Annotated in this window: 8 protein-coding genes, 1 tRNA gene and 1 pseudogene; 1 reads left to right on the top strand and 9 read right to left on the bottom strand. The window is 57.1% G+C overall.

The window, feature by feature from the left end; genetic code table 11:
- Window positions 1–8: 8 nt before the first annotated feature.
- The 8 genes from dtd to H8711_RS00015 form a co-directional block, all read right to left on the bottom strand.
- Window positions 9–476: a D-aminoacyl-tRNA deacylase gene (dtd, locus tag H8711_RS00050; protein ID WP_249281485.1), complete on the bottom strand. Its 468-nt coding sequence runs from the start codon at window positions 474–476 to the stop codon at window positions 9–11.
- A 19-nt stretch (window positions 477–495) separates the two neighbouring features.
- Window positions 496–2,694 carry a RelA/SpoT family protein gene (locus H8711_RS00045; protein WP_249281484.1) on the bottom strand — a complete coding sequence of 733 codons (2,199 nt, stop codon included), beginning with the start codon at window positions 2,692–2,694 and terminating at the stop codon, window positions 496–498.
- A gap of 31 nt (window positions 2,695–2,725) precedes the next feature.
- Window positions 2,726–4,753: a single-stranded-DNA-specific exonuclease RecJ gene (recJ, locus tag H8711_RS00040; protein ID WP_249281929.1), complete on the bottom strand. Its 2,028-nt coding sequence runs from the start codon at window positions 4,751–4,753 to the stop codon at window positions 2,726–2,728.
- 155 nt (window positions 4,754–4,908) lie between these two features.
- The gene (locus H8711_RS00035; protein ID WP_249281483.1) at window positions 4,909–6,507 is read right to left on the bottom strand and encodes an NAD(P)/FAD-dependent oxidoreductase; all 1,599 of its coding nucleotides are present in this window, start codon (window positions 6,505–6,507) and stop codon (window positions 4,909–4,911) included.
- A gap of 73 nt (window positions 6,508–6,580) precedes the next feature.
- The gene (locus H8711_RS00030) at window positions 6,581–7,846 is read right to left on the bottom strand and encodes a CdaR family protein (protein WP_249281482.1); all 1,266 of its coding nucleotides are present in this window, start codon (window positions 7,844–7,846) and stop codon (window positions 6,581–6,583) included.
- Window positions 7,843–8,724 carry a diadenylate cyclase CdaA gene (gene cdaA, locus H8711_RS00025; protein ID WP_249281481.1) on the bottom strand — a complete coding sequence of 294 codons (882 nt, stop codon included), beginning with the start codon at window positions 8,722–8,724 and terminating at the stop codon, window positions 7,843–7,845. The genes H8711_RS00030 and cdaA overlap by 4 nt, the downstream gene beginning before the upstream one ends.
- 128 nt (window positions 8,725–8,852) lie before the next feature.
- Window positions 8,853–10,013: an aminotransferase class V-fold PLP-dependent enzyme gene (locus tag H8711_RS00020; RefSeq protein WP_249281480.1), complete on the bottom strand. Its 1,161-nt coding sequence runs from the start codon at window positions 10,011–10,013 to the stop codon at window positions 8,853–8,855.
- Window positions 10,010–10,246 (bottom strand): putative Se/S carrier protein, encoded by a 237-nt coding sequence (locus H8711_RS00015; RefSeq protein WP_249281479.1) that lies wholly within the window; start codon window positions 10,244–10,246, stop codon window positions 10,010–10,012. Before H8711_RS00015 ends, H8711_RS00020 begins: the two co-directional genes overlap by 4 nt.
- A 418-nt stretch (window positions 10,247–10,664) precedes the next feature.
- On the opposite strand from H8711_RS00015, the pseudogene H8711_RS00010 reads away from it, so the two are divergent.
- Window positions 10,665–11,905: pseudogene (locus H8711_RS00010) on the top strand (MFS transporter).
- 57 nt (window positions 11,906–11,962) lie between these two features.
- Here the strand turns inward: H8711_RS00010 and H8711_RS00005 are convergent.
- Window positions 11,963–12,037, bottom strand: a tRNA-Cys gene (locus H8711_RS00005).
- Window positions 12,038–12,103 lie beyond the last annotated feature (66 nt).

Below are 12,103 nucleotides of genomic sequence, written 5' to 3'. Positions count from 1 at the left end.
TCCGCTCCTCAATGTAAAGTTTTGCCCGGCATAATCTCGTCGGTGTCCAGCAGGATGGTCACCGGGCCGTCGTTCTCCAGAGATACCAGCATATCCGCGCCGAACCGGCCCTCAGCGGTAGGAATTCCCATCCCGCGCACCTGGGCCAGAAACCGCTCATAGAGCGGGATCGCGCGCTCTGGCCGGGCCGCGTGCACAAACGCGGGGCGCCTCCCCTTTTTGCAGTCGGCGCACAAAGTGAACTGGGATACCACCAGCATCTCCCCGCCGGTGTCCAACAGGCTGCGGTTCATCTTGCCCGCGTCGTCCTCAAAGATGCGCAGGTTCGCAGCTTTCTCAGCCAGATAATCACAGGTGCGCTCGTCGTCCTCCTCGGTCACGCCGAGCAGAACCATCAGGCCCGCGCCGATCGAGCCGACCGTCTCGCCCGCAATTGTGACGGATGCGCGGCGCACCCGCTGCAACACCGCTTTCATTTGTCCACCTCCGGTATGGTTATTGTGTGGCGCGTTCCACCGAGATCACGCCCGGAATCTTGCTGAAGATGTTGATGATATTGCCCAGCTGATCCAAACCGGTGATGCCCAGCGTGATCTGGATAACCACGTGTTTGTCCTTGGCCTCGCGCGCGTTGAGGGAATGCATCTGGATGTGCATATTGGCCAGCGCGATCGAGATATCCGCGATCATGCCCTGGCGGTCAGTCGCGTAGATTTCGATGGTGGATTTAAATGTCTCCTTGACAGACGCAGCCCAGTGGGTGCGCACCCAGCGGTCCCGCTGGGTCTCATCCTGCATGGCCGCGAGCACGTTGACACAGTCGCGCTTGTGGATCGATACCCCGAAGCCGCGCGTCACAAAACCGATGATGTCGTCGCCCGGCAGCGGGTTACAACAGCGCGCAAATTTGACGAGGCAGCTGTCCAGCCCTTCCACAATCACGCCGCTTTGCCCCTTGCGCTCCTTCTTGGGCTTGGGCACCAGCTTGGTCGGATCGGGTTCGGGGGTGCGGTAGGTGCGCTGATAGTCGTCCTTGATGCGCGGCATAATGCGGGAGAGGGAGATACCGCCGTAGCCGATGGCGGCGAGAAAATCCTCGATGCTGGCGAAGTGCTGGCGCTTGGCGATGTTGGTGAGAAACTCCCTCATCTCCGGCTCGGGCAGATTGATGTAGTTGCGTTTAAATTCACGCTCCAGCTCGCTTCGGCCCTCGGCGATGTTTTCCTCGCGCCGCTCCTTTTTAAACCAGGAGCGGATTTTATTGCGCGCCTCGCTGGTCTTAACTATTTTTAGCCAGTCGCGGCTGGGCCCCTGCGTGGGGTTTTTGGTGGTGATGATCTCCACGATGTTTCCAGTCTTCACCTGATAATCGATCGACACCATTCTCCCATCCACCTTGGCCCCCACCATGCGGTTGCCCACAGCCGTGTGGATGGCGTAAGCGAAATCGATGATGGTGGCTCCCACGGGCAGGCTGATGACATCCCCTCTGGGGGTGAATACAAACACCTCTTCGGGCGCGAGGTCGGTCTTGATCGAGCGGACGATGTCCTCCACGTCCTCGCTCTCCTGCTGCACCTCGAGCAACTGGCGCACCCACGCGAGGCGCTCCTCCAGTTTATCCTTGCCCTGGATGCCCGCCTTGTATTTCCAGTGCGCCGCAATACCGTATTCCGCAGTGTAGTGCATATCCCAGGTGCGAATTTGGATCTCGAAGGGGATGCCCTCCTTGTCGATCACCGTGGTGTGCAACGACTGATACATGTTCGGTTTCGGCGTGGAGATATAATCCTTAAAGCGGTTGGGAATCGGCCGGAACATATCGTGGACGATGCCCAAAATGTTGTAGCATTCGATGACGCTGTCCACAATGATGCGCACCGCATAGATGTCGTAGATTTCATCGAAACTTCTGCCGTTCATATACACCTTGCGGTAGATGCCATAGACGCTTTTGACGCGGCCCTCCAGGTGGATTTTCTTGCCGTCCTGCACCACGATCCGTTGGATGATGCGCTCCTTAATGTGGTCGATAAACTGGTTGCGCTCGTCGCGTTTGAGCTCGAGCATGTGCTCGATCTCCTCGTAAGCGACCGGGTCGAGGTAGCGCAGGGCCAGATCCTCCAGCTCCTCCTTGACCGCCCGGATACCGAGCCGGTGCGCCAGGGGGGCATAGACCTCCATCGTCTCCAGCGCCTTATCGCGCTGTTTCTGGGGGCGCATCACCGAGAGGGTTCGCATATTGTGCAGCCGGTCGGCCAGCTTGATGATGATGACGCGCACATCCTTTGCCATCGCCAGCAACATCTTGCGCACATTCTCCGCCTGCTGCTCCTCCCGCGAGGAAAACGGGATTTTACCGAGCTTGGTCACGCCGTCGACCAACAGGGCGACATCCTTGCCAAACTGTTTTTCGACGATGTCGAGCGTCGTGGGGGTATCCTCCACCACGTCGTGCAGCAGCGCCGCTACGATGGTATCGGTATCCATCCCGAGCTGCACCAGGATTTCCGCCACGTGAATGGGGTGCATCACATACGGTTCACCCGAGACGCGCTTCTGTCCCTCATGCGCGGTAAGGGCCGTCTGATAGGCGCGCGTGATGGCGTCCACGTCATATTGTTTTCCCGTGTTTTTTATGGTGGAAAGCAGCCCCTCAAATACCTCTGCCTCCGTTTTATCCCGATCGCTCATCTCTTCTCCCCCAACCTCATCAAACTTTCCGTCAAAGGCTCTGCAAAATCTTGGATTGGCTCAAGTCTACCTTGCCGTCCACTGCGCACAGCGTAACGGCGACACCAGATTTTGCCGGGCGGCAGCTCGCCAACCCCATCTCGTTCATCACATCCAGAGCCAGACGTAGCTTGCAGTAGCCAATTTGTCTGGGCAAGCGGCAGCTCAAAATCTCCAGGTCGCCACAAAATCCGTTGTGGCCGCGCAGCCACCGGTAGATCAGCGCGATATCGTCGCGGCTGGGCGTATGTCTGCGCCGCGTCTCCTCCGTCCAGCCCTCGCCGCGCTGATAGCGGTCGTACTGCTGCACGCCGTCAAACAGGATATCCTCCTCCAGACCGGACGGCCGGATCGACCTGACCTTGACGGAGATGCGCTCCTCGCCGTTATATATATCCACATCGCAATTGGCTGCGACATCGACGGTATCGCCCACCTCATATGGAAAGCGTTCCCGTGCCATACCGAAATAAACCGCAAAAAATGAGCGTCCGTTTTGCACAAGTCGCAGCCTCAGGTGGCCGCCGTCGCTTCCCATCGGATAAATCCCTTCTATTTTGACGCCCAACAGAGCGAAAACCGGCGCTTCATTCCCCGTTCCGAACGGCTCCAGGATGCTCAACTTTTTCAGACGGTCCACACTGAGTTCAGCCGGCGTGATGATCCGGTCGATCCTTACCGCCATCACCGGCATACGGTCGTGGTCGCGCTTTGCATCAGCCAGCAACTGTTCACAAAATGCGGGGAATTGTGCGGCCTCCATCGAAAAGCCCGCCGCCAGCGGATGTCCGCCGTAACGCGTGAGGTGCCCAGCACACTGGGCCACCGCGTCCACCAGGGAGAAACCCTCGACGCTCCGTCCCGAACCGCGCGCCTCCTCACCGTCGATCGAGATCAACAGGCATGGCTTGGCATAGCGCTCCACCAGCTTGGAACAGACAATGCCGATGATACCGTGGTGCCACCCCTCCCCCGCGAGCACCATCAGGCGCTCATAGAGAATCTGCGGCCGTCTTGCCAGCTCCGCGGAAATGTCCTTGAGGATTTTCGCCTCCAGCCCCCGGCGCGCGCGGTTCTGTTCCGTGATCTGTCCGGCGAGGGCCAGCGCCTCCTCCTCGTCTTCAGACAGCAGCAGATCGACCGCCTTCTGAGTAAATCCCAACCGCCCAGCTGCGTTGATACGGGGCGCGAGAATGAAACCTACGTTTTCACAGGTGATACGCGGTTTTTCCAACAAGCCGGAGACCTGTAACAGCGCGCGCAATCCGGTGTTGTCAGTAAAGGGCAGGCGCTCCAGCCCGTACCTCACAATCGTGCGGTTCTCCCCCGTGAGCGGAACGACATCCGCAATGGTGCCGATGCACACCAGGTCGCCGTAATATTCGAGCATTTCAAGGCCGTCCGCCCCTTCGAGGGCGCAAATCAGCTTGAACACCACGCCCACCCCGGCGAGATGCCGGAACGGTGCTTTGGAATCTTCCCGGTGCGGGTCTACCACGGCCACCGCATCCGGCAGGGTCTCGCGGGGCTTGTGGTGGTCGGTGACCACCACCTCCATATCCAGCGAATTGGCGTATGCAATCTCATCCAACGCAGCCACCCCGTTGTCGACGGTTACCAGCAGCCGCACCCCCTGCCCAGCCAGGGAGGCCACCGCCTCTCGGTTGAGGCCGTAGCCTTCGCGGTCACGGTCGGGGATATAATAGGAGACCTGCGCGCCCATCGTTTGCAGGTAGGTGTACAACAGTACCGTGCTGGTGATGCCATCGCAGTCGTAATCCCCATAGACGCAGATCAATTCCTGTTCATCGATCGCGCGCTGTATACGCTCCACCGCGGCATCCATGTCCGGAAGCAGATAGGGGTCGAACATCTGCTCGGCAAAAAAAACATCCGCGCGCTGCGGCGTGTCGATTCCTCGCGCCTGCAAAATGTCGCACACAAAGGCGTCCAGCCCGGTCGCCGCGGCCAGTTCTGCCGATTTCTGCCGGTCTGTTTTTAAGATTTCCCACTTTTTCATACTCAAGCTGACAATCCCCCGAAGCTTCCGTCAAAATTATTTTGGTTCATATCTTAATATTTTATCATTTTATCTGTGCAATTTCAATAGTGAAGGTTGCGACCCAAGCATCAGAAAAGGACAAGCGAACGCCTGTCCTTTTCATCCGGCACTGTTTATCCCTTCCCTGGGCGATATCTTGCGATGACGCTTTCCGCGATGCGCAGCCCGTCGACGGCGGCGCTCATGATGCCGCCCGCATAACCGGCCCCCTCCCCACAGGGATAGACCCCAGGCAGCGAGACCGCCTGTCCGTCCTCCCCGCGCAGGATGCGCACCGGCGACGAGGTCCGCGTCTCCACGCCGGTGAGCACCGCATCTTTGGAGGCAAACCCGCGCAGCTTTCGGTCAAAGGTGAGCAGGCCGGTGCGGAGCATCTCGGTGATTTGCGGCGGGAACAGGGTGTGCAGCCCGGCGGGCTCCACCCCGGCGGCATAGGTGGGCTCCACCCGCCCCAGACGGAGCTCCGCACGGCCATCGATGAACCCTCCCACCGTCTGCGCGGGTGCACGGTAACCGCCGCCACCCATCCGATAGGCTGCCTGTTCCAGCGCTCGTTGAAACGCGATGGCATCCTCTGGATGACCGCCAAAATCGCGGCCATCCACCGAGACCACCAGCGCCGAATTGGCGTTTCTTCCGTCGCGCGCATACTCGCTCATTCCATTGACCACCACCGCGGATTCCTCCGAAGCGGCTGGAACTACCACTCCGCCCGGACACATACAGAAGGTGTAGGCCGCGCGGTCGCCCTGCCGGTGGGAAAGCTGGTATTCCCCCTTGCCCAAGGCGGGATGGCCCGCAAATTCGCCGAATAACCCCCGGTCGATCACGCTCTGCAGATGCTCAATGCGCACCCCGACTGAAAACGGCTTGACCACCAGATCCATCTGTTTTTGCATCAACAGGGCAAAGGTATCGCGCGCGCTGTGTCCGACAGCCAAAACCAGCACTTCCACCGGAATTTCCGCGCCAGCCGCTGAGACGCCACACAGGCGCCCGGTGGAACAGAGGATGTTATCCAGGCGGGTGTCAAAGCGGATTTCCCCGCCGAGCGCCAGAATCTCCTGGCGGATCGACCGGACAATGCCGCGCAGCAGGTCGGTGCCGATGTGCGGCTTCGCCTTATACCGAATCTCATCCGGGGCGCCGAACCGCACGAATTCCCGCAGCACAAATTCGCAGCGCGGGTCGTGGATGCGGGTGGTCAGCTTTCCGTCGGAGAAGGTGCCTGCGCCGCCCTCTCCAAACTGCACGTTGGTGTCGGTATCCAACACCCCCTCGCGCCAAAAGCGTTCCACCGCCACAACCCGGCGCTCCACCGGTCCGCCTCGCTCCAAGATCAGGGGGCGGTAGCCCTCTCGCGCCAAAAGCAAGCCCGCAAACATCCCGGCGGGGCCAAAACCGGCGATCACCGGCCGGTGCTCGAGCGGCTCCGTCCCATGTGGAACGCGGTAGGGCTGCGGATCGCGCAGTGTAACCGTCTGTTTTTTGCAATTTGCAACCGCGGCGGCCTCTTCCTCTCTGCTTCCCAGTTCCAGCCCGACCGACCAAACAAGGCTGATATTACCCCGTCGGCGCGCATCCACCGAGGTTTTGACAATGTGGCTGCCCTTCACTTTTTCCCGGGAAACCCCCAGTTCGGCCGCTGCCCTTTCAACCGCATGCGGAAATCCCTCCATGATTCCTGTCCTAATCCCGCTGATGACGATCATTCGACACCCTCCTTATCCCGATATAGCGGGAAAGAGGGCGCCTCGGACCGAGACACCCTCCCCGCACTGGATTCTATTTCTCTTTGATGTTGACCACCGCCGAATAGTCGCCGGTCGCCCAAACCAACCCCTTGCCCGGCACAATCACATTGACCGGCATCTCCACCTGGCCGGACACAACCTTGCGGTCGGAGAGGTCGATCTCCGCCACGATGTCCTTATTGGAAAGCCGGCTGACCACATCCTTGGGGCCGACAATGGTCACATTGTTGAGCTGTTTGGTAATCAGGCTCACATCGTAACCCGCCGGCGTATTGACCGCCTTGATGTTGTTGACATAGAAGTTCTTTTCGATCATGCCTTCGGTGTTGAATTCCACCGTGACGCTCTCGATGCGCTCTATGTTGCTGAAGTCGGTCGGCAGCTTGACGTCAAAGTTGAAGCTGTTGTTATCCGGGGTGATGGCGGTGATATCCACATACCCCACATTCACACTGGTCATACTGTCAACCTGGTCGGTCGGCCCGGCCACCCAAATTTCGGGGTTGGAAATCTCGTACTCTAGGTCGTCGATGGGGAAGTTGGCTGGCACATTGATGAAATCGATGGTAAGCGGGACCTGCTTATTTTTATATACGGTCAGTTTCACATCCGCCATCTCATATTCCAGCTTAAGTTCGTCCGATTCCACCAATTGGTCGTCCTTATCGAACAATTGGATGGGCAGCGTGAGGGTCTGCGTCTTGCTGATGGGTTCGTTTTCCAGGTCGGTCACCACCTTGACCTTAGCGACCTTGTCCAATTCCGCCTCAGGGCCGGTGATGGTGATCTCACCGGGGGTCACCTGCGGCTCCTCCAGACGGGTGTACCCCTCTGGGACGGTCAGATTCGCGATTTCCGGCTGCACCGTATACTTGCGGCTGAGCAGTTTATCAAATTTGACTCGCACTGTCTGCGGAGAAACACCTGTAATGGTAAACACCTTGCCACCGCTTTTCGCCTCCGCTTGCAGCGGCAGGTCGTAGGTCCCCGCGCCTGAAACGCTGCTCAGCGACGCGGTCAAGGTGATGTCCTTCTCCGAGAGGTTGTTGACGATATAGCTTTCACCCGACACGCTGACATTGGCCACCACAATATCAGAACTGAGAAGATTGAGTTCCTGCTTGACGATGATCTGGCTCTTCAAGTCGATATTGATGGGGACATTCTTAATGGTGACATCCTTGTTGGGGTTGACATACATCGCGATGATGACCCAGGCCACAAACGCGAGTGCAATGGAAATGAGCTTGAGCATTCCGTTTTTCAGAAAAAAATCCTTGATCACATTTTTCTTCATTTGTTATTTTTCCCCTTCCAAAAGCCGGACTTTTTGTCGCCCTTTTCCTCCTTGTCCTCTTTCAAAAGCAGGTCTTCCAGAATCTTACGCAGTTGGTCGATCGAAAGATTGATGTTAAGCGCCCCATTGCGGGCCACGGTGATATAACCCGTCTCCTCCGAAACCACAATCACAAGGGAGTCGGAGTTTTCACTCATGCCAAGCGCCGCGCGGTGGCGGGTGCCGAGCTGTTTGCTGATTTCGTAGTTGGTGGACAACGGAAGGAAGCAGCCTGCCGCATAAAGCCTGCCGTCGCGGATAATCATGGCGCCGTCGTGCAGCGGAGAATTGGGAAAGAAGATATTACCGATCAGCTCCATGCTCGGATCGGAATCGATGATGGTGCCGGTCTTGATGATATCGCCCAGCTTCACCTGCTGCTCAATCACCATCAGCGCGCCGGTCTGAGTCCGGCTGAGGGAGGACGCCGCTTCACAGATGGATGCAATGGCATTCTGCCACTTGAGGCGCATCGCCTCCTCGCTGTCAGGATGACCCGAAAACAGGCCGACCGGCAGCTTGCTGCGGCCGATCTGTTCCAGTGCGCGCCGCAGCTCCGGCTGAAACACAACCACCAACAAAATCAGCGCATTATCCAGCAGGTACTGCATAATGAACTGGACCGTCTGCATCTGTGCGACCGACACAAGCAGGAACGCGCCGAAATAAATTACCAGACCCTTGACCAACTGGGCCGCGCGCGTTTCCTTCAAATGATGGATTAATTTGTAAACGATATATGCCACTACGAGCATATCGATGATGTCTACCGGGCCAATTCCTTTGACTGTACCGGCGAATTTCCCCCAGAAATCATCCAATGTAGAGACTGTATCCATGCTTCAACTTCCTCTATCTTTCAGAATTGCGTCTGACGTTTGCGGTTAAAACGCCCGAAGGCGGCGCAGAATTGATGGAAATAAGAAAGGAACCTTATTGTTATATTCTATCACATCTGCGCTGTATTTCAATCCTTCCTCTTTTGATTTTGCAACATTTTTAAAATTGTTAAAAACTCCCTGACCTCCTCTTCGGTGTTATACATTCCCAGGCTGGCGCGCACAGTGCCCGTCTGTAGGGTGCCCATTTTTTGATGCGGCAGCGGGGCGCAATGATATCCTCCGCGTGTAGCAGCTCCGTACTGGTTGAGCTTTTGCGCAGTGGTTTCGGAGTGCTCCCCCTCGACAGTGAAGGAAATCACCGGGAGATGATGTTGTTCGGTGGGACGCGCCGTATACAACCGCACACCTGGGATTTCGGTCAGGCCGTCGTAAAGTGCCTGCGCCAGCGCCATCTCGTGGGCCTTGATCCGGGCGGTGCTCCGGTTGATCACTTCGGCGACGCCGGCGCGCAGGGCGAGAATTCCTGCGGTGTTGACCGTACCGCTCTCCAGTCTGTCTGGGAGGAAGTCAGGCTGTGCATAATCGAGGGAATTGCTGCCCGTCCCCCCCTCCATCAGAGTATCCAATGGAAACTCGCTGTCGCGCAGCAACAGCACTCCAGTCCCAGTGGGGCCGTATAGACCCTTGTGGCCCGGAGCGGCCAAAAAATCCAAGCCCATCGCCTGAAAATCGATCTCCTCCACACCCGCTGTCTGGGCGCAATCGGCTAGAAATAGCGCATTGTTCTCGTGCGCCAGACGCGCCAGGCGCTCAATCGGCAGTTTAATGCCGAACACATTGGAGCCGTGTGTACAGGCGATCAGCCTGGTATTCCGGTGCAGGCAGCGGCGAAAATTCTCCACCGTCGCATCATCGTCGCCCTCCACCACCTGCGCCACACTGTACTGCACCCCGTGTTCCCGCCACAGCTGATAGACTGGGCGCAGAACAGAATTGTGTTCGAGGGCGGAGATGACCACGTGATCGCCCCATTTGAGCACGCCTTTGAGGACAAGGTTGAGGGAATGGGTACAGTTTTGCGTAAAAAGAATGGCCTCGGGATTCTCCGCATGAAAGAGTGATCCGATCAGCTCCCTGGTCTCATAGACCTGTTTTGCGGTCGCCAGGGACATTTCGTGTCCGCTTCGCCCCGGATTGGCCCCATACATTTTCAAATAATCCGAAAAAGCCCCGATCAACTGCGGCGGCTTGGGATAGGTGGTCGCAGCATTATCAAAATAGATCATGCGGGAGCACCTCCCGCCGGCAGAATATCCACCACCCGGATGCCGTATGCTTTGATGATCTCGGCGGCGCGCTGCGCCTCAGATGTTTTCACCCGGACACTGTAACCGCATCCATATTTACTGGCAGCGCCGATGTCGCGTTCTATATAGGCGCTGATGCCCAAATTGTTGAGTATCTGTTGAGCTCGCATGGCATAAGTGATGGATTTTACAACAATGATGCTTTTTTCCATCGGATTCATGACCTCCTGTCTATTGTCAGGCGCTGTTTGTCCCCGCAATTTCGGGGCGGCGCCGAAATGATACATCTGTTGCCCTATCATTTTATGCCGTGTGCGACCGGGGTGTTATCCCAACGGAGAACTCCATGAATTCCAAAATGCCGATTGACACCCCTTTACTTTCCAGGTAGAATAAAAAAACACCTCTCAATCCATTCACTTGATGCAACCCGTTGAAAAGGAGATTTTTTACGGGGCCAGCGCTGTAGACCACAGCATCCTGGAAAACCATAATAAAAACATGATGCCGGGCGACGGCGCATCTCAGGCCGGCTGCTGCTGTTTTTGTTGTGTAGTTTTACACGGGTCGCTTGGACTCAGCGCTTTTTGTGTCCAAATATCTTACAATATAAATGTGAAGGAGAACGGTATGAAATTAATCCAATCCGACAACTGGCGTATCCCGTTTTTCACCATCTGGATTGGGCAGGCAGTTTCCCTGCTCACCAGCGCAATCATTCAATTCGCTATCATCTGGTATCTCACCGATGTCACCAAATCCGCAGCAGTACTCTCCATCGCATCGCTGATTGGGTTCCTGCCGCAGGGGATTCTCGGCCCCTTTATCGGCGCATTCATCGACCGGCACAACCGCAAACGGATCATGATGGTTTCCGACGGTTGCATTGCCATAGCAAGCCTGGCCATCGTTCTAGCGGGACGGTTTGGAGAAATTCCGCTCTGGCTGGTCATGGGAGTGCTGCTTATTCGTTCGATTGGCACCGCCTTTCACTCCCCTTCCCTGGCAGCCGTCACGCCCTTGCTGGTGCCTGCCGACCAGCTCAACCGCTGCGCTGGTTATTCCCAGACCTTGCAGTCGGTGTCCCTAATCCTCTCCCCGCCGATTGCGGCGGTGCTGTATGCCGCGTGGCGCATCTCCGATATTATCTTTCTGGATGTGATCGGCGCGGCAATCGGCGTTTTGACGCTGGCTTTTGTCTACATCCCGAGCATCAAGCAGGAACGCTCTGAAAAGGTCTCTGTGCGCAGCATGTGGAGCGACACCAAGGACGGCCTGCGAGTTCTCCGGCGCCACCCCGGATTGCTCCCGTTGACCCTGGTGAGCGGCCTTTATTTCTTCGCTTTCATGCCGGTCAACGCATTGTTTCCCCTGGTAACGATGGAGTATTTCGGCCTTGACGCCGCCGCTGCCAGCGTGGTGGAGGTCGCTTTTTCCGTGGGAATGCTGGTGGGGTCCTTGGGGCTCGGCATCTGGGGCGGCTTTCGCAACCGAATCAACACCATCGTGCTCTCCATCTACTTGATGGGTGCGGCGCTGGTGGTCAGCGGTCTGTTGCCCACCACCGCATTTTTGGCCTTTGTAGCGCTTTCCGCGCTTATGGGGGTATCCGCCCCTTCTATTCCGGCCCCGCTATAGCGCTCTTTCAAGCTCATGTAGAACCGGAATATCTCGGCCGGGTGATGTCGATTTCCACAAGCATCATGGTGCTTGCAACCCCGGTGGGCTTGGCTGTTGCAAGCGCATTTGCAGAATTTTCCGGTGTGATGCGCAGCTTTTTCTGGTGTGGCGTCATCATCCTGATTTCGGGGCTGCTTTGCCAGTTCTGGCCGAGCATCCGACATGCGGATCGAAAACTGGAGGAAAGCTGAAGTCTATTCCTTACAAAAAACATCCCGCACGAATTTTCGTGCGGGATGTTTTTCTTTTGGAGGCGCCGACCGGAATCGAACCGGTGAATCAGAGTTTTGCAGACTCGTGCCTTACCGCTTGGCTACGGCGCCACACCCTATATTATTCAAAAGGGCATCTAGTTTATTCCACTAAATGCCCTCTCTTCTCTCTGGAGC

Source organism: Ligaoa zhengdingensis (assembly GCF_014384885.1).
Taxonomy (GTDB): domain Bacteria; phylum Bacillota; class Clostridia; order Oscillospirales; family Ruminococcaceae; genus Ligaoa; species Ligaoa zhengdingensis.
Note: the sequence above shows the minus strand (reverse complement) of the source record. Positions and strands in the feature narration are given on the sequence as shown.